Here is a 22,604-nt window from a genome sequence, read left to right as displayed (position 1 = left end):
GTCCGATCTGCTACTACTGATATGAGTACCTGTGGGCTGTAGGAGGAACCTCCTGCCATGAATGAAGAAGCACAAAAGCGGATCCTCGGTTATTTTATCGAAGAAGCCCGCGACCACTTGGCAACGATCGAGCAAGGGCTCCTCAGCCTGCGGGACAGCGTGAGCGATCCTGAGCTGATCAACGAGTTGTTCCGAGCTGCCCACTCCATCAAAGGCGGAGCGGCCATGCTGGCCCTCGCCAGCATTCAGCGGACTGCCCACCGCCTAGAGGATTTCTTCAACGTGTTTCGCTCTCGCCCGGGCGAAGTGCCGGTGGATCAGCACTTGGAGACGCTGCTGCTGCGAGTTTTTGATGGGTTGGCGGCGTTGTTGGACGAGCTGCAGAGCCCTCGCGGTCTCACCCAGGAGTTCAGCAACGCGACGCTGGCGGAACTGGAGCCGGTTTTTCAGGAGACTGAAAACTACATTCAGAGCCTTCTCGGCGCTGGCCCTGTCGCTAGCTCTGCTCCGGCTGCCCCCCCGCCGCCGGCGGCCCGCACCCTACAACAAGAGATGGCGGAAGTGGTGCCGCAGCAATTGCGGCAGATGTTGGAGCTGTTCAAGCGAGGGGATCAGCCGGGCATTCGCGAGCAGTTGCGGGAGGCAAATGCCGTTCTCAAGCAGATCGGGCAAGCCCATCATCTGGCGGGCTGGCAGCAGCTCACAGAAACCTTCGAGCAAGCCCTGGGCAACCCCGACGCCGATCTGCGAACGTTGGCGTTGGTCGCCCTGCGAGACTTGAAGCAGGGGCAGCAGCTTATCTTGGCGGGCAGGGCCGAAGAGGTGACGGCCTCGGCGGAATTGCAGCAATTGGCTCGCCCGGCGGCTCCCGCTCCGCCGCCGGATCCTTTGGAGGTGGTGGTTCACCAGCAGATCCCGGCCCTGTTGCGCCAGATGCTGGAGCTGTTCAAGCGTCCTGACGACCCGGCAACGCGGCCTGCCCTGCAAAGCTTGGCCCAATCGCTCCAGCAGGTGGGACAGGCCGAAGGTGTGGATCTGGGCGGCTGGACGGCCCTAGCCCGCCTGATTGGCGAGATCCTGGCAGATCCTGCCCAGGATTTGCGGCAACTGGCTCTGCCGGTTCTGAGAGATTTGAAACAGGCTCACCAAGCTCTGGCCAGCGGAGCAGCGCAGACCATCCAGCCCTCCGCTGAGTTGTTGGCCTTCCGCCCTGTGCTGCCGGCCCTTGAGGAGCCAGAGCCGCTCTTCCTCGAACCCGAGAGCACGCCTGCCCCAGCGGACTGGGCCGCTGCTGGGATCCCGGCAGAAGAATCCTCTGCCCCTGATGGGAGCCAAGAAGAACCTGAACCAGGAGAGGCGATCCCCGTCGAAGCAACCCTGCAAGCGGAGGAGGCGGCCTGGGATCTGCTGGCCGAACAGCCGCCGTCCACTTTGGAGATGGACAGCGTTCTGGCGGGCGAGGAGGGCCCAGGGCTGAGCTGGCCGGAGATGTCCACCGAGGCTTTGCCAGAGGAAGACTGGCAAGCAGCCGCCGACCTTGCCCAAGAGGGCGTCGCCGCGCCAGAAGAAGCCGCAGCAGCCCGCGGCTGGCTCCAGGATAGGCTGAGCTTTGGCTCAGGCGATTTCGACGCCCCTCCTTTGAGCCTGGAAGCAGAAGCCTCCGCCGCCTTTGACGAGCTGTTTGCCAACGCAGAGCAGCTATCCGATATTGAAGAGCCGCCGCCGGAGCTGATCCCTCCTTCCCCCGAGCCTTTTTCGCAGGCGCTTGAGGAGCTGAGCCCAGAAGAGGGGGGAGCGGAAACGGATTTGGCGGAGCTGTTTGCCGAAGTAATGGGCGAAGCGGCGGCAGAGCTGTCACCTGTCGAGCCTGCCGAGCTGACAGGAGCCGAGGAAACCAGCCAGGCCATCTGGGATGTCCCCGCCCAGGAGCGGGCGGCCCAAGTCGCTGCGGAAAGCCCCGAGGAAGCCTCGGCTGCAGACGAAGCTGCAAGTGTCGGAGTGGAAGCCTTGTTCGAGCTCGAGGAGCTGGCAGTAGAGAGCTCTCCTCTGCAGGAGCTGTCTCAGTTGCCTGACTTTGGGGCTGCTCCCGACAGCGGGCCGGAAGCGGATCTTTGGGCAGAGGAGCCGTCTCCGTCCCTCCAGCCTGGGGATGGGGAGGCGGCCGCAGACTTGTGGGCTGAGTTCCCCGCCGACATCTGGCCGGGGGACTTTTCTGTCCCCGATGAGACGGGATCCCTGACATCTTTGGACTCTGCGGCTGAAGGCGGCCTGGAGAGCCTTGTCTCGGCGGCGGATCAGGCCTGGTGGAGCCCAGAAGAAGCAGGCGAACCTTCCCCCTCTTTCGAGGTGGCTTCTCAACCCTCTTCTGACCTTGCCGACTCTGCCGCAGTCGAGCAACTGGAAGACCTTTTCGCCGAAGAATCTTCGCCCGGCGAACCTGCCGCTGCGGCGGAGAGCTTCTTGGCCCCTTCCGACGAGTCGACGGCGGCGGAAACCCCGGACTTGGGGGCCGAGCTGAGCCTAGCCGATCTCTTCGCCGGGGAGACGCTGGAGGATGCCCCGAGCACGGGGGATGCGGCACAGGCCCAGGACTGGGCTCTTTTGGAGAACCTCTTCCCGGTTCAGGAAGAAGCTCTCTATCCTGAGGGCCAGCCCGCGGAGGCCTTCGACCGCCTCGAGGCTCTATTTGCCGAGGAGCCCGCTACCGAAGCACTGAGCTTAGAAACCAGCGGATCCCTCTCGGCCATGGATGGCGAGGTGGATTTGGATGAGTTGAGCCGGTTCTTTGCAGAAGGGGAGGCCGCCCAGGAAGCGATCCCCTCAGATCTGGCCACTTTCCTGGGCGAGGCAGAGGCTTTGCAAGGGAGCAGTCTGGAGGGAGTGACTCTGCCTGAGCCAGAACCACTTGTAGCTGCAGCAGAGCAAGGCGGAGCTTCCCAGCCAGCAGAGGACGATCTGGCCAGCCAACTGGAAAGCCTGTTCGCGGAGGATGAGCTCTTGGCTGCCCAGAGCGCGACTGTTTCCCCAGATGAGACACAGCCTTTGGAGGAAGAAGCGCCGGAAGCCTCTCCTGCCCCAAGTTTGGACGATTTGGCCGCCCTTTTCGATGCCGCCGAACCAGCGGTGCCCCCTGAGCTAGAGGAGGTCATCGCTCCCATTGTGGGATCCCCTACAGCCGTGAGCGGCGAGGTCGCCGACGATTTCGCAGCCCAACTGGAATCCCTCCTAGGCGATCTCGAGGTCGCCCCCCAAGTCTCTGCAGCAGCGCCGGCGCCTTCTCCGCCCGCTGTCGCCGCCCCAGCAACAGCCGCCCCCACGGCACCGGCTACCCCAACAGCACCGACCACACGGCGATCTGCCCTCAGCAATCCTGTAATGCGGGTGGAGGTGCGCCACCTCGACTCCATCAACAACTTGGTGGGAGAGCTGGTGGTCATCCGCAACAGCATGGAGCAAAACCAAACTCGCCTGCGCCAGTTTCTGGATGGCCTATTGGGCCGGGTGCAACAGCTAGGGGAGCTGGGCCAGCGCATGCGGGATCAGTACGACCGCTCGTTGCTGGAAGCGGCGCTGTTCTCCAGCCGCAGCAGCGCGGCAACGGTGGGGTTTGGTCGGAACGGCGAGGAATCCCCTCGGGGACGGGTGGGTCATTCCATAGGCCAAGAGTTCGACAAGTTGGAGATGGATCAGTTTACGGCCTTCCACACGCTGGCCCAGGAGATCATTGAGCTCATCGTGCGGGTGCGCGAGTCTTCTTCCGACATCGAGTTTGCGGTGGACGAGGCAGAGCAGATCACCCGCCAATTCCGCCAGGTCACCACCCAACTGCAAGAAGGCCTGAACCGGGCGCGCATGGTGCCCTTCTCGCAAATTGCCGACCGGCTGCCCCGCGCCGTCCGTGACCTCTCCATCAAAACGGGCAAACAGGCCAGCCTGGTGGTGGAAGGCCGCGACACCCTCATCGACAAGGCCATCCTGGAAGAGCTTTCCGACCCGATGACCCACCTGGTGAACAATGCCCTGGTGCACGGGATCGAGCCCCCTGAGGAGCGGCGCCGCTTGGGCAAGCCCCCTGAAGGCAAGATCACCGTCAAAGCTTTCTACCAGGGCAACCAGACAATCATCGTCGTCGCCGACGACGGTGCCGGCATCCCGGTGGAGAAAATCAAGGCCAAGGCGCAAAGGCTGGGGCTGCTGTCAGAGCAGGCAACCGAAGAAGAAGTGTTCAACGTCCTCTTCCACCCCGGCTTTAGCGTTCGCGAGGCCAGCGAGGTGGACGATCTGGCCGGGCGGGGGGTTGGCTTGGACGTGGTGCGCCGCAACATCACCGATCTGCGCGGCAGCATCCAAGTGGATTCCGTGCGCGGCAAGGGCACCACCTTCACCATCCGCCTGCCGCTTACCCTGAGCATTTCCAAGGCAATGGTGTGTGTCAGCGACAAAGCCCTGATCGCCTTCCCCCTCGACGGTGTGGAGGAGATGCTGGATGTTCCCGTCGACGAGGTGCAGCCGGATGAACAGGGGCGGCCCTCCATTCCCTGGCGGGATCAACGCCTTCCCTTCCAGCCCCTCTCGAATCTGTTGTCCTACAGCCGCAGCCACAGCCGCAGCCGCTCAGAGGTCTACAGCATCGCCCAAGAGGAGGGCATCCTGCCCATCGTCGTCCTGCAAAGTGCCGGCCAGTACGTTGCCCTGCAGGTGGACAGCTTTGTGGAAGAGCAGGAAATCGTGATCAAGCAATTGCGCGGGCCTGTGCCCAAACCACCTGGCATTTCTGGGGCAACGGTGCTGGGCAATGGTCGCGTGCTGCCAATTGCTGACGTCCTTGAACTGGTAGATATGGCCCAAGGCCGCCGTCGCGATCTCAGCCGCCTCTGGGCGGAGCGTCGCGCTGCGGAGCCACGTGCCGAGGAAACCCATCAAACCACGGTGCTCATTGTGGACGACTCGATTGCAGTGCGGGAACTGCTCTCCATGTCCTTTCAAAAGGTGGGCTACCGGGTGGAGCAAGCCCGCGATGGCCAGGACGCCTGGGAAAAGCTTCGCGGTGGCTTGCGCTGCGATCTCATCTTTTGCGACATCGAGATGCCGCGCATGGACGGCTTGGAGTTGCTCTCCCGCATACGGGCAGACAGCAACCTCAGGCATATTCCAGTAGCTATGCTCACCTCACGGGGGGCAGAACGGCACCGGCAGACAGCCCGCGAGCTGGGAGCCACTGCCTACTTCACCAAGCCCTACTTGGAGGAAGAGCTGTTCAGCGCTGCCGCTCGCATGTTGCAAGGGGAGCAGTTGTTGGCACCCAACCCCACTTCCTGAACTGGCGACGCCAGGGGCGCCCAGATGGAGGCACCAAGCTAAGGGATCCCACTCTGGCGCCAGGATCGCCAAAGGGTTTGACTCCAGAGGGGGCTGGAAGGCGTAGGATATTGACCTGTTGTCCTCGGAGAGAAGTGGCGATGCGCCTGACTGTCTGTGCTCTCATCCTGGCTGGTGGGTTTGTCCTGGGCAATCCCTGGCTTGCCAGGGAGCTGGGGCTAGAGGCAACTGCTCATGAGAACAAGGGGGGGCTCTCAATCCAGAGAGCTCATCGGCTAGGCCTAGGCCCTGCCGACGAATCCTTCGAACTGCGGTTTCTGGATGCGATGATCCTCCACCACGAGGGAGCGGTGAGCATGGCCACAGAAGCCCTGCAAAAATCCCGGCGGCGGGAAATTCGTCAGTTGGCCAGGGCCATTGGGGTCGCCCAAAGCCAAGAAATCAAGCAGATGCAAGACTGGCGGCTGAGCTGGTACCCGCTAGCTCCCCAGGAGCCCGTCATGTGGCATGAAGAGATGGGCCACCAGATGGCCATGACTCCAGAAATGATCTCGGCTATGCGCATGGATACCGACCTGGGAGCCGCTGACCCTGAGTTCGATCTGCGCTTCCTGCAAGCAATGATCCAGCACCACGAAGGAGCCCTGGTCATGGCTAGAGAGGCTCTGGAAAAATCCAAGTGCCCCGAGATTCGGCAACTGGCAACAGCCATTGTCACTACCCAGCAAGCGGAGATTGAGCAAATGCGGGCCTGGCAAAAGCGGTGGTATCCGCGCTAGGGCCGCTGGGATCGTTTGCAGGCCTCAGCAGGCTCTGTAAAGATGATGGGATGCGAGCAAGGCCGGCTCTTGCGGCTGCCCGCAGCACTCAGAGGATTCCCCTGCATTGCCAATGGCCCTAGAGCTGCCCTCCTTCCCTCAACACCCGGCTTTGCTCCCACCGCTTCGCCCAGAGTGGAGATCCCGCTGGCTGGCGGGGCTGGCCGTTTTGCTGCTGTGTTTGGGATCCCCCAACCGCTGGCTGCACTGGTTTCCGGGAGCGCTGCTGGGCCTAGCGCCTCTGTTTTACCTTTGCGAACAGCAACAGGGTTGGAGGCAGTGGCGTTTGGCCTATGGCCTCTGGTTTTGCGTGTGCCTGTACGCCTTCTGGGTGGATCCCTTCTCGCTTCAAGTGCTCAGCGCCTGGGAGATCCTGGGAGGAGCAGTGGTGGCTCCCCTGATCCCTCTGTTTTTCACAACAGCCACGGTCTTGAGCTTGGCGCTGAGCCGGCCCCTCCCCCCCTGGGCACGTCCCCTGGGCCTGGCCACGGTCTGGACAGGCCTGGATGGGCTGCTGGGCCTGCTCTGGTGGCCGATCCCCTTTCATTGGGGATCCCTGCTCTTTGACTGGCCCCTGGGGATCCAAATTGCCGATCTCACCGGGATCTGGGGAGTGACCTTTTTTGCCGTGTTCGTCAATGGCGTGGTTTGGCAGTTGGCCGAGCAGCTCCGCTGCCAATGGAGGGCAGAGGGATCCTGCTCGGGGGCCGAGAACCCGGATATCCGGCGCACGCTGGCCTGCGGCTTAGGTCTGGGGGGGCTGGTCTTGGCCTATGGCAGCCTGCGGCTGGCCTACTTTGATGTTTTAGCGGCGGCGGAAGGGGATCCCAGCTTTCGCGTGGGGACGGTGCAGCAGGTGGCCTGGTTGGAAGCCGATCGCAGTTGGGAGTACCGCAGCCAGCGCTACCGGGAGTTGCACCAGCTTTCGGCCCAGGCGGTGGCCGAGGGGGCGCAGTTGGTGATCTGGCCGGAAGGAGCCTTGCGGGCCCGGTTGCTGAACACCCCCCTGCAACCCCATGTGATCGAGCCAATGCGAGCCATCCTCCCCCCAGAAGGGGCTTTGATTACGGGGGCCACGGAGCCGGATCCCCGCACAGCCCACCTGCCGGAGGAGGAGCAGCGATTTTTCAACACCGCCCTCTTCTTCAACGCCCAAGGCCAAGTGCTGGATTGGTTTGGCAAGCAGTGGATCTTCCCCTATTTTGAGTCGGGGCGCTACGCGCCCTCCCCAGATGGCTATCGGCCGCTGGCGGGAGGGGAGCTGTTTGGGCCTTTGGGGGTGATGATCTGCTTGGAGAGTGTATTGCCCGCCCCCAGCCGAACTCTGACCCGCAATGGAGCAGAGTCGTTGATCGTGATCTCCGACGATAGCTGGTTTGGCAACAGCCACTGGCCCATGCTCCACGGCCGGCTTTCGGTTTTCCGGGCGGTCGAAAACCGGCGCAGCGTGGTCTTTGTCAACAACACCGGCGGCAACCTGGTGGTGGATCCCTCAGGTCGACTCCAGCAGGTGGGCCCGATTTTTCAGCGCGGAGTGGTGACTGGAGAGGTCAGGCGGCAATCCCAGGTAACCTTCTACACGCGCACAGGCGACTGGCTGGCCTGGTTAACCTTAGGTCTTTCTCTAGGATTGACGGCCTGGGGATCCCGAGCAGGGCAAGGATGCGCTAAGATTGGTGAGCATCAATAGTCTAAGTCAGCTTTCCCGTCCCGCGTTCCCAGTTTGCGCTGCTGAACTGGCTGAACAAAGGGATGCGGAATTGCTTACCCTTGCTGATGTAGCTCAGTCGGTAGAGCAGCTCACTCGTAATGAGCAGGTCATCGGTTCGAGTCCGATCATCAGCTTTGGAGCCTTGTCCGGCCCTCACGGGGCTACTGACCTAGGCTGGCCTAGCGCGGGGATCCCCTCTCCCAGGAGGGGGACATGAAGAGCGTAGCCAGTTGGTCGGGGCTTCGCCTTATGCTGAGAAGTATGGCCATTTCCCCGGCAGCGGTCTTTGGCAATGGCAACCCCCTTCTCTTGGCCCTATCGCACCCCAGGGATCCCGGACTCCGCCTTTGAGCGGATCCCGGGGATCCCGATGAGCCCCCGCGAGGTACGCGTGCTGGTGCTAAGCCAGTTGCGCCTGGGAGAAGACCACTGCCTATGGGATATCGGCGCCGGGACAGGCACCATCGCCATCGAAGCGGCCATTCTCTGCCCCCGCGCTCGCGTGATTGCCATCGAGCGCGATGCCGAGGTGGTCAGCTTGATCGAGAGCAACTGCGAGAAATTCGGCCTCAACAACGTGCAAGTAATCCAGGGCACCGCCCCCGATTGCTTGCATCAGCTCTCTCCGCCCCCCGATCGCATCTGTATCGAAGGTGGCCATCCCCTACGGGAGATCCTGGAGGCCTCCTGGAACCATCTCAAACCCAACGGCAGGATTGTGGCGACCACCAACTCTCTGGAGGGGCTCTACGGCCTCTCTGCCGGGCTGGCTGCCGTGCGAGCTCATCATGTGGAGGTGATCCAATCAGCCGTGAACCGCCTGGAACACCGCGGTCGCAGCCAACTGTTGCTGCCTCTGGATCCCACCTTTGTGTTAAGCGGGGAAAAATCCAGCTAAATCTTGTAAGAAATCCGTTTATATTTTTTGCAAATCCCTTCGCAAAGTAATGGGCTCAAGAAAATTGGGCTAGCCCAAGCCCTCTTTGGAGATCGGCAAAGCACAAACCTTAAGCTATGCCGATATTTCTAGATTGCAGACTTTCATTTGCCCTTATACCAGAGACAGAGAGCTGCGGATCCCAGGGCCATGGATGAATTGCAACACCCCTTTCCCGAATCACGAGAAGTGAGGCTGCGACAACTGCTAATTCGAGAGCGCTGGCCGGAAATGCTGAAGGGCTGCCGGGCCTGCATCCATTGGGACGACTTCAAGCGACCCGAATGCTGCGGCGACTGCGGCATTGGCGATCGCCGCAGACAAGAAGCAGAAAACCAGCCCAGCAAATCTTCAGGCATTTAGCCTGGGCAGATTCTCCCCATCGGGAGCCGATTCTAGTAGTTATTTTTGCCCAGCAATTTCTACCTTAGGCTCATCAAAACGCCGGAGAGAGGAACTTCTTGGGGAGGCAGCAGAGGCACCTCTACTTTCGCCACTTCCTGCTCGTAAATGCCCAGCTGGCGAGCGGCAGCCGTCGAAATATCCAGATCTCGACCGCGAACAAAAGGGCCCCGAGCCAGAACATCCACCACCACTCTAGGCCTGGGATCCTCAGAATTGGTCAAAGTCTCCCAAAAACGTGTCCGGGAATACACTGATGAGCCCCACGGATCCCAGGTTCCGCAGAGGGATCTTTCGGCTGAAGTCAGTGGGCTTGGGTTGGGGCAATGCTCCCAGAAGCCGGCGCGGCTCCTCAAGGGCGAGGGGATCCCGGAGAAATGCAAACCACTGTATCAATTTCTACATAGTTCTCTACATTCCGCAGTCTTCGTTAGGGGCTGAGCTAGAGTGTTTCCAGCAGGCTCCTGGGGTGGGCTGCCTTTTCAGGAGGCCAAGTGCCGCGACTGATCGCATCAGCGGGCTGGAGGCACTTGGTTAGCAATTGGCAGGAGTAGCGATGCCAGCATCGCAACGGCAAGCTAGGCGCGAGAACAGCCTGGCCAAGCTTCGCAAGGAACGCCGGAGGGCAAGCAGAGGATCTAGGCCCAGCGGCCCAAAACATGTTACAGGTTCTCCCCCAGCCTGAAACCTCCGTAGGGGCGAGGGGGCGTACACAGAAGAGCTTACAGCCGTGTTGGTACCTATGTTTGCCGTGGATGGGAAAACCCCCCTGATGTTAATCAAACCCAGCCCCGCCAGACGGTGGGTAGCAAGCGGCGAAGCCACACTCCCCTGGCAGCGAGGTGAGCGGGGCGTGCGGCTGAAAGCAACCAATCGAGTGAGTTTGCAGGAGGTCGCTTCTGGCAAGCAGCTATGGCAAAATGCCAACCTAGGGTATTGCAAGTTTTTAACGTTCAACGGTTGGAGGGCACGGCTCCTAACAGCGCCGTGTAATGGTGTGTGATGAAAGTTGGAGATCGAGTGCGGGTGCGTACCAGCGTGATCGTCTATCACCACCCGGAACATCGCAATCAACCTTTTGACCTCAAAGGTATGGAGGGAGAAGTGACGGCTGTGATCCAAGACTGGAACGGCCGCCCGATCAGCGCTAATTTTCCCTTTCAGGTGCAGTTTGGGAATAAGTTCCGCGCCCACCTCCAGGCCGACGAGCTGGAGGTGATCGAGGCGAGCCCTTCCTCCGAGCCTGCGGCCTAGGTGAGACCCAGCAGGGTACGGTTGGTTTCCAGAATCGGCTGGATCAAAGCAAACTCCGCGGGGGTGAGGTACTTGGCTATCACCTCTTGCAAGAAGCGGTAGGTAGCCTCACAACTGCGCTGGGTGCGGAAGGCCCGCATCAAGGTCTGAAACCAGTAGAGAAATCGCTCCTTGTAGCGCTGCTCATCGTCTAGGAGCATGGCCAAAGCCGAGAGGCGCAAAACCCGCACGGTGTCGGCTCTCCATTTGTTGCGGAAATCCTCCACCCCTCGCATGAGCAAGTAGGGATCCAGAGCGCGCAGCTTCGCCTCCACCTCGCCGACAATCTGGGCTTCCGCCGCTTGGATTTTGCGATAGGCGCCCAGGCGCAGCTCAAAGGAGGCCAGGTAGCTCTCCATGAACTGCATCTCCTCATCTCTGAGGTAGCGTCCGTCGGCAGCCAGGCTCAGTTGGCGCAGTTGAGTCAGCATGGGGATTCCCTAGAAAACCAAGGAGAGAGGGGGAGTGCGGCCCTTTCGCCCCCGATCCTAGCCGCAAGCCCGTTGACAAAAGTGCGCGATCCTGCGGATCTTCGGCTATTCTCCCCGGCCTCTCAGCTGGGTTAATATTAATTAATAGTCTATCGTTGCAAGAATCCACTCGACCCCAGATGCCATCTGTGAGTTCGATAAAAAGCACCCTTTGGGAGGAAACGCTTCCGTGAGTCAGAAAGGTAAAAACAAAAAATGGAGAAGCGCCGGATTGTACGCGTTGCTGGCCATTGTCTTGATCTCGCTGGCCACAACCTTCTTCGGCACCCGTCCGGCTGAGCGTCTGGAGATCAGCTACTCCGACCTGATGAGCCGCATAGAACGGGGCGAGGTCAGCAAAGTCTTGGTCGAGATCGCCCCCGATGGTCGCCAAATTGCCATTGCCGAGGCGGAAATCAACAACCGCGCCACCCAAGTGCTGGTCAACCTGCCTCCCCTCACCCCCGAGTTTGAGAACACCTTGCTTGCGCAAGGGGTGGAGCTGGCGGTGCGCCCGGTTCAGGAGGAGGGTCTGCTGGGGCGCATCCTCAGCACCTTCTTCCTGCCCGTCTTGCTGCTGCTTGGCCTGTTTTTCCTGTTGCGCCGAGCCCAAAACGGCCCTGGCAGCCAGGCGCTCAACTTTGGCAAGTCGAGGGCAAGGGTGCAGATGGAGCCGAAAACTCAGGTTACCTTCAACGATGTGGCTGGTGTTGACCAGGCCAAGTTGGAGCTGGCCGAGGTGGTGGACTTTTTGAAAAACCCCGAGCGGTACAACGCTCTGGGCGCCAGGATCCCGCGCGGGGTGTTGCTGGTCGGCCCCCCAGGTACAGGTAAAACCCTGTTGGCCCGCGCTGTGGCCGGAGAGGCGGGTGTGCCCTTCTTCTCCATTTCTGGCTCTGAGTTTGTGGAGATGTTTGTTGGAGTGGGGGCCTCGCGGGTGCGGGATCTGTTCGAGCAGGCCAAGCAAAATGCCCCCTGTATTGTCTTCATCGACGAAATCGATGCCGTGGGTCGGCAGCGGGGAGCCGGCCTAGGAGGTGGCAACGACGAGCGGGAGCAAACCCTGAACCAGTTGCTGACCGAGATGGACGGCTTTGAGGGCAACTCCGGCATCATCGTTATCGCCGCCACCAACCGCCCCGATGTGTTGGATGCAGCGCTGCTGCGGCCCGGTCGCTTTGACCGCCAAGTGACGGTGGATCGCCCCGACTTCCAGGGCCGCCTGGAGATCCTCAAGGTGCATGCCCGCGGCAAAACCTTGGCCGCCGATGTGGATCTGGAGAAATTGGCCCGCCGCACCCCTGGGTTTACCGGCGCAGACCTGGCCAACCTACTCAACGAAGCGGCCATCTTGGCGGCCCGCCGCAACCTCACCGAGATCTCGATGGACGAGATCAACGACGCCGTGGATCGGGTGTTGGCTGGCCCAGAGAAGAAGGATCGCCTCATGAGCGAGCGGCGCAAGGAGCTGGTGGCCTACCACGAGGCAGGACACGCCCTGGTGGGATCCCTCTTGCCCAACTACGATCCCATTCAAAAGGTCAGCATCATTCCCCGCGGCCAGGCGGGCGGCCTCACCTGGTTCATGCCCAGCGATGATGACATGGGCCTGACCACCCGTGCCCACTTGAAAAACATGATGACCGTCGCCCTGGGGGGTCGGGTGGCAGAGGAGGTGGTCTATGGCGAGGCGGAGGTGACCACGGGGGCAGCCAGCGACCTACAGCAGGTGGCCCGCATTGCCCGCAACATGGTCACCCGCTTTGGCATGAGCGACCGCCTGGGCAACGTGGCCCTGGGACGCCAGTATGCCAATATCTTCCTAGGCCGTGAGATCGCTGCAGAGCGGGATTTCTCCGAGGAGACGGCGGCCCTCATCGACGAAGAGGTGCGACGTCTGGTGAATGAGGCCTACCAACGGGCCACTTACCTGATCCGGGAAAACCGCGCCCTCTTGGATCGCATCGCCCGCCGCTTGGTGGAGGCCGAAACCATTGATGGGGAAGAGCTGCAAGCGATCATCGACAGCTCGGAGGTGGTGATGCTACCGCCTGAGGAGGAGCCGGAGCCGCTGACCTTCCCGATAACCCTCAACGCTAGTGCCTAGTCTCCATGGACACAGGCCAGGGATCCCTGCCTTTTCGCCTGAGGAGGGCGGGGATCCCGATTTTTGCATGATGATAACTATCTCCCCTCTCCCAGAGAGAGGTTGGGGGTGGTCGCGTCGGCGGCGCGGCGCGCTTGGGCCATCCCTCAGGGAGAAGGGCTGGGTTGAGGGAGGCTAACTTAGCTAACGACGGCCGAGCCCGACAAGATGCGACTCACCTCCGTTTCGATAGGCTGGGGCTCATACATTTTCAGGACGTACTCAGCCACCATGCGGTCGGTGTTGAAGACCGGGTTGAGGGTGCGGATTGCTTCTTTCATGCGAGCAATCCAGCGGCGCGGGATCCCTTTTTCATCCCGGTCGTAGAACATAGGGATAATCTCGTATTCCAACACATCGTAGAGGGAGCTGGCGTCCAGATCGTCTTGGGCGGCTGGATCCAGACCTTCGATTTCTTGGCCGATGGCCCAGCCATTGCGACCGTTGTAGCCTTCGGGCCACCAGCCGTCCAAAACGGAGAGGTTGAGCCCCCCGTTGAAGCCCACTTTTTGGCCGGAGGTGCCGGAGGCCTCCAGAGGACGCCGCGGGTTGTTCAGCCAAAGATCCACCCCTTGGACCAAATTGCGGCTGACGTAGGCATCGTAATTTTCAATAAAGGCAACCCTGTGGGCCACCTCAGGCCGATTCGACCATTCCACCACCCGTTGGATCAGGCGCTTACCCTCTTCATCTCGCGGGTGAGCCTTGCCGGCAAAGATAATCTGCACAGGGTACTCTTTGTTGGTGAAGATGCGGGTCACTCGCTCCAAATTCCGCAAGATGAGGTCTCCTCGCTTGTAGGTGCTAAAGCGCCGGGCAAACCCAATCGTCAGGATCTTGGGATCCAACAACTGGTTGACGGCCTGGAGACGTTCGTTGCTTTCGCCGCGGTTGCGCCGCGCCCGCAACACCCGGTGGCGGGTAAAAGACACCAACCGCTCCCGCAGGGCTTCCTTGCGCCGCCACAGCTCCTCATCGGGAATTTCTTCCACCTTGGCCCACAGCTCCGGATCCGACACCCGCTCCGGCCAGTCGGGACCCAGGTATTGGTCGTAGAGGTTCCAGAAGAGGGGGGCAACCCAGGTGCGGGCGTGAACCCCGTTGGTAATGGAGCCGATGGGCACCTCCTCCACCGACCGCTCTGGGTAGAGCACATGCCACATTTGGCGAGAGACGCGCCCATGTAACTTGCTCACCCCGTTGGCTGCACGTGCGTAGCGCAAAGCCAGCACCGTCATATTGAAGCGCTCCCAGGGATCCCCGCCGCGCCGCGCCCCCAGAGCCAAAAATTGCTCCCGCGTCAAGCCCAGTTGCGGCCAGAAAGAGGCAAAGAACGCATCCATCTCGTTGGGGCTGAAAGCATCGTGCCCAGCCGGCACCGGCGTGTGAGTGGTGAAGACACACTTTTCCCGCACCTTGGCCTCTGCCGCCTCAAAGGGCGTACCCCGTGCCACCTCCTCCCGCAGCAGCTCCAAAGTCAAGAAGGCAGCATGCCCCTCGTTCATGTGATAGACCATGGGATCCAGGCCCAACTGGCGCAGCAGGCGCACCCCCCCAATGCCGAGGATACACTCCTGGGCAATGCGCGTATCGGTGCTGCCGCCGTAGAGATGAGCAGTAATCCAGCGGTCGATGGGATCATTCTCCGGCAGGTTGGTATCCAGCAGGAAGAGGGGCACCCGCCCCACGTCCACCCGCCAGGCGCGTGCCTTCACCAGCCGCTGCCGCATTGCCACTTCCACCAACAGAGGACTGCCATCTGGCTGCCGCACCAACGTCAGAGGCAGCGCGTCAAACTCGCAATCTTCGTACAGCTCCCCTTGCCAGCCGCTGAGATCCAGGCGCTGCTGGAAATAGCCTTGGCGGTAGAGCAATCCCACGCCCACCAGCGGCACCCCCAGATCGGAGGCGGATTTGAGGTGATCGGCAGCCAGCATGCCCAGGCCCCCGGAGTAGATGGGCAAAGACTCGTGCAGGCCGTACTCAGCGCAGAAATAGGCAATAGGACGCTGCCAGTCGTAGGTCTTCATGGTGCGCTTGGCCCAGGTATCCTCAGCCGCCATGTACTGCCGATAGGCCTGCACCATGCGATTGAGGGTGTTGAGGTAGTTGACGTCAGTAGCCAAGGCCGCCAAGCGCAAGTAAGAAACCTCCTCCAGCATGCGCACCGGGTTGTGAGAGGTTTTTTCCCACAGGGCGGGATCCATTTCCCGGAAAATGGTGAGGTGATCGGGGTTCCACGTCCACCAATAGTTACGGGCGATCTCGCACAGGGGCGTGAGCGCCTCCGGCAGCACCGGGCAACGTTCGGGAAAAGCGGGGGCTAAAGTGGCAAGGGACATAGGACAGATACCTGGGGTTGAAGCTATAGGCCGGAAAAAGAAGCGGCAGAGGTTAATCGTGCCTGGTAAACGTTTCTAATTTTTTATTATTGAGCCAACTTTGAGAATTCTGGCAGGAGGATTCAGGATCTCTACAAAATCTGCAGCAGCTCCAAGCCAGATTTCCTCAGTCTTTTCCCAGATCTTGCAACAACAATGGCCACCGGCAGTTCGGTTTTCAATCTCAGAGAAGGCTGCTGATCGATCTGCGGCCTGTCTGAAGAGACGGTGCTGCATCGGAGTTAACAGAGTTTCCAGAATTGCCACTGACTCCTGATCCCGGCAGGGCAATCTAAACTGCCACAAGCTCGGCAAAGCTTTAGCTGCCTTCGCTACCAAATGGCCTTTTTCGATAGGAGCTCCGACTGAGCCTAGCGTCCCTCCACCACGGCCAAGCTGGTGTTGCGGTAGTAGTGGCTGAGGATCTGTTGGTAGGAATAGTTTTGGCTGGCCAGGGCGGCAGCTCCCCATTGGCTCATGCCCACCCCGTGCCCGTAGCCGCGCCCTTGGATTTGGAAGAAAGCGGGAAAGTTTGCCCCAGCAGGGGTCAGGCTGGCGGTGGTGGCCGCCTCCCCTCGTGGGCTGATGGCGATCATCGTGCTGCGCAACCCCAGAGCCCGCCGGAATTCGCTGCCGCTGACGTCTTTGCTGCCTTGGGATCCCACTAGGCGCAGGGTGATGGCCCGTCCCCAGGGAGAGCTGCGCAGGATCTCAATGGAGCGGATGGCCCCGATCCCGCCGGCCAACTGCTGGAGCTGTTGGGCAGGAATGGTAGCCGTCCAGCTAAACACCGGCGAGTGGTGATCGAAATCGGGCACCCCCTGCAAGTAGGGCCGCGACTCCAGCCAAACATTGCCGGCATCGTCTGTGTGGCCGCCGCCGGAGGAGTGGAAAACGGCGTTGATCAACTGCCCCTGGTGGACGAGAACCTGGCCGGCAGTCTCGCGGGCTGCTGCCTGGGTGCGGTTGGATTCGGCAGCCACCCCTTTGTAAACCTGCCAATCAATCCCACTCCCCAAGTCAAAAGGCTGCTGGGAGCGACGACTGCGATGGTAGAGGGCATAGGTGCGGGAGGCCACGGCTTGGGCTTTGAGGGCCTCCATCGGGAAGCGGTGCCCCATCTCGCTGCCCACCACGCTGGAAACGTAGTCCTCCAAACCAACTTGATTGATGGCGATCACTCCACTTTCGCCGGGGATCAGCTCCACCCAGCCGCGGTACCAGTTCTGGTCGATGAACACCAACCCATCGGGGGTGGTGGGCTGTAGGTAAAGGCGTTCTCCCTGCTGGCCGGCCAAACTGACCGCCGAGCCTATCCGGCTGGCCTGCAGCGGCTGCATGGCCGGAACTTCGGCCAGCGGTTGTCCCTGGGCATCCAGCAGGCGGGCCGGGGCAGAGCTGCCGAGCCTGACCTGCGGCTTGTTGACGGCAATCCCCACCCGCAGCAGCACCCGCGCCTGCACCGGAAAGGCCAAGCAGAGCCAAGCCCAAACCAGAAGGCCGATCCCCCTAAGCCAAGCCGAGGGCAGCGGGGACACAACCGGAGAAGAAAAGAGAGCTACACTCACACGTCACTCCTCTGGGAAAGACCACCCAAGAGCAACGGATCCCTGTCCGCCGATAAACCACTTCGGAGGAGGGATCCAGAAGGAAACTGCGATCCTGCGGTGAGGATTGCCCAACCAACCCCTCAAGCGACCGACCAACCAAAGCGCTCCCGCCTTCAAAGAGCTTTGCCTTCGAGGCCGCGGCCGGATCCCAGCCAGCTGCTCGCGCTGGCGGGCCGGGGGCCTTCCGATATGACAGTATCAAAAACCGCTTGCCGATGCACGACCTCAACCCGGCCTTTTTGTCGCCCAAGTTCCCCGTCAGGTTGCCAGAGGGATCCCCCGCCGGCGGCTAAACCACTGCTGCAACAGGCGACGACACTCGGCCTCGCAAACTCCGCCGATGACCTCTGGGCAATGGAAGCTGGCGGCAGAAGCGGGCAGGTTGAGCACGCTGCGCAGCGCGCCGGCCTTGGGATCGTCGGCGCCGTAGATCACCTGGGCCAGCCGCGATTGGCTGATCGCCCCCGCGCACATGGGGCAGGGCTCCAGGGTCACGTACAGCCGACAGCCCTGCAACTGCCAGTCGCCCAGGCGCTGCCCCGCCTGCCGTAGGGCCAAAATCTCCGCGTGGGCCGTAGGATCCCGATCCCGTTCCCGCCGGTTGCTGCTTAGGGCCAACAGCTCTTCCCCCGGCCCCACCACCAGAGCCGCCACCGGCACCTCGCCCGCTTCTCCCGCCCGCTCGGCTTCTTGCAGGGCCAACTGCATCCAGGCGCGGTGGCGTTGCCATGGATCCCGCTCCGGCGGTGCTGAGGAAGGGAGGTGAGCTAGATTCCCGGTCATCGCTAGGCTCTTGAGCCCTGTCTTTGCCCGCAAGATTTGCTAAGTTAAGCACATATCCCCTAAACAGCTAAAAGAAGAATAGGCCAAAGTAAACCGGGTCTGCTTGCGCAGGTGGGTAGCGCCGGTCTGCCTGAGCTTCCTCAGTGCAGTGTTTTTGGGGCAATACGGCTGAGCTCTGGGAGGGATCATGACACGGCTTCTACGGCAAACATTTCTGGCGATGGCTTTGTTTGGCGGAGGCATTGCCTATGGGGTCTGGTTGTCCTCGCCAAGGGGGCAAGCATGGCTGCAGCAAACTCCCCTTGCCACTTGGTCGCAGCGGGCTGGAGAGGGGGTGGGATCCCTTCTGCCTTGGTCTGAGTCCCCTCCTGAGTCTGCCTCTCCTGCCGATGCCGTGCGGCCTTCCAATTTCATTGCCGCCGTTGCCCAAAAGGTGGGACCGGCGGTGGTGCGCATCGACGCCACCCGCACCGTGGCCAGCCCTATTGATCCCGATCTGTTCAACCAGCCCCTGTTCCGCCGCTTCTTTGGGGGCCAAATCCCCCAACTGCCGCAAGAGTTTCAGCAGGAGGGCACCGGATCCGGATTCATCATCGATCCCAATGGCCTCATTCTCACCAATGCCCACGTGGTGGAAGGCAGCGAGCGGGTGAGGGTGCATCTGCTGGATGGGCGCACCTTCGAAGGCAAAGTCAAAGGCTCAGACCCGGTAACCGACATCGCCGTGATCCAGATCGAGGGCGAAAATCTGCCCACGGTTACCTTGGGCAACTCCGACCAGGTGCGGCCAGGAGATTGGGCCATCGCCATCGGCAACCCGCTGGGCCTGGACAACACGGTAACGGCGGGGATCATCAGCGCCGTCGGACGCTCCTCTGGGCAAATCGGGGCCACCAACAAGCGGGTGACGTTCCTGCAAACGGATGCGGCCATCAATCCCGGCAACTCGGGCGGCCCGCTGCTGGACGCAGAAGGTCGCGTCATTGGGGTGAATACGGCCATTTTCCAGCGAGCCCAGAGCGTCGGCTTTTCCATCCCCATCAACCGCGCCATGGAAATTGCCGAGCGGCTGATCCGCGACGGCCGGGTGGAGCACGCCTTCCTGGGTATTCGCATGATCACCCTCAACCCCGATTTGGTAGCCCGCCTCAACCGCGACCCAGCGCGGCTTAGCCCGCTGACGGTGCAGGAAGGGGTGTTGATTGGGGAGGTGGTTCCGGGCTCGCCGGCTGAGCAAGTTGGCCTACGCAAAGGGGATGTCATTGTCGAGATCGACGGCCAACCTATTCGCGACGCCGAGCAGGTGCAGCAGTTGGTGGATGCCGCCGGTGTGGGCAAGACGCTGACGCTGCGGGTCATCCGCGACGGCCAGGCGCGCACCTTCCAGGTGAAGACGGGGGTGCTGCCGGTGGGCTCTTGAGCAGGCAGGCTGGGATCCCGATCCCTACCTTATTCTCAGCAAGCTCCCCTCCAAAGACTTGGAGTCGTTTTAAACTAGGTGAAAACACTCTGCCGCCATCCAAGCGCTCCGCGCCGCTGGCGCGTTTGCGACAGCTCTGCCTACCAATAACGACGTAGAGAAACGTTTCGTTGCTATTTGAAATGACCACAATCCCTGGGGCGATAGAGCCACCGCTGTGCCCGACAGGGGGTCTGCCCGGCAACGAGTAGTTTTACGTGCCGTCCGTTGTTGATCCCCGTGACAGAATAGCCCTAGAGGCGGGGAGCGAGATCGCGCATGGCTTGGGCAGTTGGCGAAGAATTGCAGGGGGGGCGCTACCGCATCGAGGCCGTTTTGGGGGAAGGGGGCTTCGGCATTACCTACCGCGCCTGGGACAGCGTCCGTGCTGAGGATGTGGTTATCAAGGTCTTAAAGGACAGCATCCGCGAGGATCCCGACTATCCTCGCTTCCAGCAAAACTTCATGAACGAGGCGCTGCAACTGGCCCGCTGCCGCCACCCCCACGTGGTGAAGGTGGAAGAGGTGATCTGGGAGCAGGAGCGTTGGTGCATTGTGATGGAGTACATCCGTGGCCAGACGCTGCACCAGCTTTTGCGGCAAAAGGGGCCGCTGCCCCTGCCGGAGGCCCTGCGCCTGACGCGAGAGGTGGGATCCGCCCTCATGGCCCTGCACGAACAGGGGATCCTGCACCGCGATGTGAAGCCGGCCAACATCCTGGTGCGGGAGGGATCCGGGCAAGCGGTGTTGATCGACTTTGGCCTGGCGCGGGCCTACGCCCAAGGTTTGATCCAGCGCCATACCTCCTACGGCACCGATGGCTACGCCCCCCTGGAGCAGTACGACAGCCTGCGCCGCCGCGGCGCCTTCACCGATGTCTATGCCTTGGCCGCCACCCTCTACACCCTGCTGACGGGGATAGTGCCCTTGTGCGCGCCGGTGCGGGCCACAGGCCGGCAGTTGGATCCCCCCCGCAGCCTTAACCCCAGCATTCCTGAAGAGGTGGAGGCCGCCATCCTCAAAGGGATGGCTCTCCACCCCGAAGAGCGCCCACAAACCATGGCCGAGTGGCTGGCCCTGCTGCCGGGAGCGGCCTCTCAAGAAGAGAAGAAGCCGCTGACCTTTGAGCCCGCCATCCGCACTCAAGATCTGCGGCAACTGGAGCGGCTTCTGGCCCCGCAACCCCAAGATGAGCTGGAACAGCTCCTGGCCCAGCACTCGGCAGAAGAGCTGGAGCAAATGGTGGCGCCCCCTACCCCTGCCACGACAAAGAAAAAAGAGGGGGCATCCGGATCCCTGGTTTCTCCCGAAGTTTGTCTAGAGGGACAGGGATCCCTGCCCGCTACTCTCCCCTGGCCAGACTGGGTGGGAGAAGCGGCTCCTGCCCTACAAGGGCTGTGGGATCGGCTGCGGGCTGGCCAGTGGGGGGAAGCCGATCGCTGGACGACGGCTCTAATGTTAAAGCTGGGCGGGCGATCCCAGGTGGGCTTTTTCGATCCCAAGGATGTTGAAGCTTTCCCCTGCCCGATGCTGCGGCTAATCGACCAACTTTGGACGCAGGCCAGCCATGGACGCTTTGGCTTTACCGTCCAGAAGCAGCTCTGGCAGGAGTGTGACTCGGAGAAAAGGGGAGGGCTCAGCTCGAGATCCTTCTCGGCCTTGCCCCGCGAAGAGTGTATGGGAGAGAAAGTAGGCTGGCAGATCCAGGGCCGCTGGCTGGAGTACGGGGAGCTCAAAACCAACTTGGAAGCGCCCAAGGGCCATCTGCCGGTGGGCTTTTTCTGGGGATACTCGGGGGGGTTACGCGCAGCCCTGCTGATGCTGGATCGGGCGGTATTGAAAAAGTTCAAAGCCTGCCTGTAAAAAACTTCCCCCTCCTGGGGATACAAAGCCAGAACGGCGAAAAAAGGGAGAGTGGACGCCTATCCCCTCAAGAAATCGAGGAGGATTGCCGGGCACTCTTCTCCAAAAGGGAGGTTGCCTGAGGGCTTTCGCGAACGGCCAGTCCCAAGTGAATCAGCGCTGTCTCAACAGTATTGACCTGCTCTGCCAAAGCTTTCCACCCTCTTGCTTTTATGCCGTAGCGCTTACTAAAGTAAGCTCGAGCGGCTGCAAAGGAAGCAAAAGCTTTTTTTAGGGTCGCTGCTGTCCAGGGCTTGGCATTCAGCCGTAGCCAATTCCTTTGACCTTGCTGCTGTCGCTCGGCAACAAGCTGTCCTGTCAACTCAAGGAGCTCAATATAGTTGCGACGCGAGGCCGCGATTGCCGTTTCAAGGCTCTCGATGAGACCCATGGTTATCCTCCAAATTCGCTTGATAAATATCCTGCTCGTTCTTCTGAAGCAACTTTCTAGAACCCGTAGAAGGCAGGTTAGCCTTAAAAATAGCCATGATCCTGTTCAGGTAACTTTGCAGTGAGCTCCTAATCTCTGGAATGGGAATGTAGTTTACCGCGTTCTGAAGCTGGTCAAAGATATGTTTAAGTTCCTTCAGAGCTAAAATGGCACGGCTGACGATCTCCTGGACTTGCAGCTGCTCTTCTGCAAGCTCTCTTATTCTATTGGCCAGCTTCTGATTTTCGTGTTCTTTCTCGACGAGCAAATCTAAAGCTACTTCCTCGCTCTCTTCTATTCTACGCTTAAGTTTTAGGTTTTGCTCTTCCAGAAATTCAATCTGCTCGATTAATAAACCTAACTCGCGCAAAGAACTAAATTCAATACCTCTGCCCACGAGAAAGTTAACAATTTGGTCGCTGCACTCTTGTCTTTGAAGCTGTAGTTCTGTGAGTTTAGGCTCTGCCAATTCCTTTAAGACTCTATGAGCTATTCCTACCCCCAGGAAATCGCCGTCGCCATGTCCAGGAATACTAACCCTCAAATGCCCGCGAACAGCTTGCGTGGGATGTCTGGCACGACGACGGACAATCTCCCAGCCCCACTTTCTTGCCTGAGACAAAATGTCTCGTTTCCGCCAATTTCTTGAAGACTGAATAGTGGTTTGAATCTCTCTCTGCTCCTCTATAACTTCTTCCCGCCTCTTAAGGAGATAGCCAAGCTCGTCTTCTCTGAGACAATCCATAGAACAGAACCTTAAGTGAAACTTCCTTACCTAGTCTACTCGGTTTTCACGGAGACCTGGGCTGATTGTACGGCAAAACCTCACCTCTCAGAAGCTATTGACGTTAAGAAATACTTAGTAGTTTTTCTAACAAGGTTTCTAAGTAACAACACAGCGGCAGAGCGAGCCAGCTCTGTAAAAAACTCCCCTCTCCCCTTG

The 22,604-nt window shown here is 60.7% G+C and carries 16 protein-coding genes and 1 tRNA gene; 10 read left to right on the top strand and 7 right to left on the bottom strand.

What is annotated here, in order from left to right:
* Window positions 1-57 precede the first annotated feature (57 nt).
* The 6 genes from ACVWXC_RS06880 (at window position 58) to ACVWXC_RS06855 (ending at window position 9,148) form a co-directional block, all read left to right on the top strand.
* Entirely contained in the window at window positions 58-5,319 is a 5,262-nt protein-coding gene (locus ACVWXC_RS06880; protein ID WP_457391785.1) for a response regulator, read from the top strand.
* A 140-nt stretch (window positions 5,320-5,459) separates the two neighbouring features.
* Entirely contained in the window at window positions 5,460-6,098 is a 639-nt protein-coding gene (locus tag ACVWXC_RS06875) for a DUF305 domain-containing protein (protein WP_414346209.1), read from the top strand.
* Window positions 6,099-6,210: 112 nt separating this feature from the next.
* On the top strand, window positions 6,211-7,827 hold the full coding sequence (locus ACVWXC_RS06870) for an apolipoprotein N-acyltransferase (RefSeq protein WP_011431519.1): 1,617 nt from the start codon (window positions 6,211-6,213) through the stop codon (window positions 7,825-7,827).
* 82 nt (window positions 7,828-7,909) lie between these two features.
* Window positions 7,910-7,982, top strand: a tRNA-Thr gene (locus ACVWXC_RS06865).
* 158 nt (window positions 7,983-8,140) lie between these two features.
* Window positions 8,141-8,746 carry a precorrin-6Y C5,15-methyltransferase subunit CbiT gene (gene cbiT / locus ACVWXC_RS06860; protein ID WP_011431520.1) on the top strand — a complete coding sequence of 202 codons (606 nt, stop codon included), beginning with the start codon at window positions 8,141-8,143 and terminating at the stop codon, window positions 8,744-8,746.
* Window positions 8,747-8,935: 189 nt separating this feature from the next.
* Window positions 8,936-9,148: a hypothetical protein gene (locus tag ACVWXC_RS06855; protein WP_049749797.1), complete on the top strand. Its 213-nt coding sequence runs from the start codon at window positions 8,936-8,938 to the stop codon at window positions 9,146-9,148.
* Between the two features lie 59 nt (window positions 9,149-9,207).
* Here ACVWXC_RS06855 and ACVWXC_RS06850 read toward each other — a convergent pair whose 3' ends face one another.
* Window positions 9,208-9,411: an RlpA-like double-psi beta-barrel domain-containing protein gene (locus ACVWXC_RS06850; RefSeq protein WP_168173328.1), complete on the bottom strand. Its 204-nt coding sequence runs from the start codon at window positions 9,409-9,411 to the stop codon at window positions 9,208-9,210.
* A 778-nt stretch (window positions 9,412-10,189) separates the two neighbouring features.
* Between ACVWXC_RS06850 and ACVWXC_RS06845 the strand changes: the two genes are divergently transcribed.
* Complete coding sequence (locus tag ACVWXC_RS06845) at window positions 10,190-10,441, top strand: ferredoxin-thioredoxin reductase variable chain (protein WP_011431523.1); 252 nt, start codon at window positions 10,190-10,192, stop codon at window positions 10,439-10,441.
* Here ACVWXC_RS06845 and ACVWXC_RS06840 read toward each other — a convergent pair.
* Window positions 10,438-10,911: a globin family protein gene (locus ACVWXC_RS06840; protein WP_011431524.1), complete on the bottom strand. Its 474-nt coding sequence runs from the start codon at window positions 10,909-10,911 to the stop codon at window positions 10,438-10,440. The two genes, ACVWXC_RS06845 and ACVWXC_RS06840, sit on opposite strands and share 4 nt — an antisense overlap.
* Before the next feature lie 229 nt (window positions 10,912-11,140).
* On the opposite strand from ACVWXC_RS06840, the gene ftsH reads away from it, so the two are divergent.
* Window positions 11,141-13,057, top strand: a complete 1,917-nt coding sequence (gene ftsH, locus ACVWXC_RS06835) for an ATP-dependent zinc metalloprotease FtsH (protein WP_011431525.1) — start codon at window positions 11,141-11,143, stop codon at window positions 13,055-13,057.
* 179 nt (window positions 13,058-13,236) lie between these two features.
* Here ftsH and glgP read toward each other — a convergent pair whose 3' ends face one another.
* From glgP to ACVWXC_RS06820, 3 genes are all read right to left on the bottom strand, one after another.
* On the bottom strand, window positions 13,237-15,438 hold the full coding sequence (gene glgP, locus ACVWXC_RS06830; RefSeq protein WP_457391781.1) for an alpha-glucan family phosphorylase: 2,202 nt from the start codon (window positions 15,436-15,438) through the stop codon (window positions 13,237-13,239).
* 410 nt (window positions 15,439-15,848) lie between these two features.
* Window positions 15,849-17,045 (bottom strand): SpoIID/LytB domain-containing protein, encoded by a 1,197-nt coding sequence (locus tag ACVWXC_RS06825; RefSeq protein WP_041438653.1) that lies wholly within the window; start codon window positions 17,043-17,045, stop codon window positions 15,849-15,851.
* A 300-nt stretch (window positions 17,046-17,345) separates the two neighbouring features.
* Window positions 17,346-17,870, bottom strand: a complete 525-nt coding sequence (locus tag ACVWXC_RS06820) for a nucleoside deaminase (RefSeq protein ID WP_011431528.1) — start codon at window positions 17,868-17,870, stop codon at window positions 17,346-17,348.
* 187 nt (window positions 17,871-18,057) lie between these two features.
* Here ACVWXC_RS06820 and ACVWXC_RS06815 point away from each other — a divergent pair, with 187 nt between their 5' ends.
* Window positions 18,058-19,290 (top strand): HhoA/HhoB/HtrA family serine endopeptidase, encoded by a 1,233-nt coding sequence (locus ACVWXC_RS06815; protein WP_457391778.1) that lies wholly within the window; start codon window positions 18,058-18,060, stop codon window positions 19,288-19,290.
* 318 nt (window positions 19,291-19,608) lie between these two features.
* Complete coding sequence (locus ACVWXC_RS06810; protein WP_099812712.1) at window positions 19,609-21,192, top strand: serine/threonine-protein kinase; 1,584 nt, start codon at window positions 19,609-19,611, stop codon at window positions 21,190-21,192.
* A 67-nt stretch (window positions 21,193-21,259) separates the two neighbouring features.
* Here ACVWXC_RS06810 and ACVWXC_RS06805 read toward each other — a convergent pair whose 3' ends face one another.
* Window positions 21,260-21,622, bottom strand: a complete 363-nt coding sequence (locus ACVWXC_RS06805; RefSeq protein ID WP_099812711.1) for a hypothetical protein — start codon at window positions 21,620-21,622, stop codon at window positions 21,260-21,262.
* A complete protein-coding gene (locus tag ACVWXC_RS06800) occupies window positions 21,600-22,406 on the bottom strand; it encodes a hypothetical protein (RefSeq protein WP_099812710.1) in 807 nt (268 codons plus the stop codon). Before ACVWXC_RS06800 ends, ACVWXC_RS06805 begins: the two co-directional genes overlap by 23 nt.
* Window positions 22,407-22,604 lie beyond the last annotated feature (198 nt).

The sequence above is a fragment of the Thermostichus sp. OS-CIW-20 genome, from assembly GCF_054061455.1.
The sequence above is the reverse complement of the archived record's forward strand: the minus strand, read 5'-3'. Positions and strand labels throughout refer to the sequence as shown.

Excerpts from the sequence above, each read along its gene's own strand:
- ACVWXC_RS06880 (WP_457391785.1), top strand. The coding sequence starts at position 58 with ATGAATGAAGAAGCACAAAAGCGGATCCTCGGTTATTTTATCGAAGAA.
- ACVWXC_RS06875 (WP_414346209.1), top strand. The coding sequence starts at position 5,460 with ATGCGCCTGACTGTCTGTGCTCTCATCCTGGCTGGTGGGTTTGTCCTG.
- ACVWXC_RS06870 (WP_011431519.1), top strand. The coding sequence starts at position 6,211 with ATGGCCCTAGAGCTGCCCTCCTTCCCTCAACACCCGGCTTTGCTCCCA.
- cbiT (WP_011431520.1), top strand. The coding sequence starts at position 8,141 with ATGGCAACCCCCTTCTCTTGGCCCTATCGCACCCCAGGGATCCCGGAC.
- ACVWXC_RS06855 (WP_049749797.1), top strand. The coding sequence starts at position 8,936 with ATGGATGAATTGCAACACCCCTTTCCCGAATCACGAGAAGTGAGGCTG.
- ACVWXC_RS06845 (WP_011431523.1), top strand. The coding sequence starts at position 10,190 with ATGAAAGTTGGAGATCGAGTGCGGGTGCGTACCAGCGTGATCGTCTAT.
- ACVWXC_RS06840 (WP_011431524.1), bottom strand. The coding sequence starts at position 10,911 with ATGCTGACTCAACTGCGCCAACTGAGCCTGGCTGCCGACGGACGCTAC.
- glgP (WP_457391781.1), bottom strand. The coding sequence starts at position 15,438 with ATGTCCCTTGCCACTTTAGCCCCCGCTTTTCCCGAACGTTGCCCGGTG.
- ACVWXC_RS06820 (WP_011431528.1), bottom strand. The coding sequence starts at position 17,870 with ATGACCGGGAATCTAGCTCACCTCCCTTCCTCAGCACCGCCGGAGCGG.
- ACVWXC_RS06815 (WP_457391778.1), top strand. The coding sequence starts at position 18,058 with ATGACACGGCTTCTACGGCAAACATTTCTGGCGATGGCTTTGTTTGGC.
- ACVWXC_RS06810 (WP_099812712.1), top strand. The coding sequence starts at position 19,609 with ATGGCTTGGGCAGTTGGCGAAGAATTGCAGGGGGGGCGCTACCGCATC.
- ACVWXC_RS06805 (WP_099812711.1), bottom strand. The coding sequence starts at position 21,622 with ATGGGTCTCATCGAGAGCCTTGAAACGGCAATCGCGGCCTCGCGTCGC.
- ACVWXC_RS06800 (WP_099812710.1), bottom strand. The coding sequence starts at position 22,406 with ATGGATTGTCTCAGAGAAGACGAGCTTGGCTATCTCCTTAAGAGGCGG.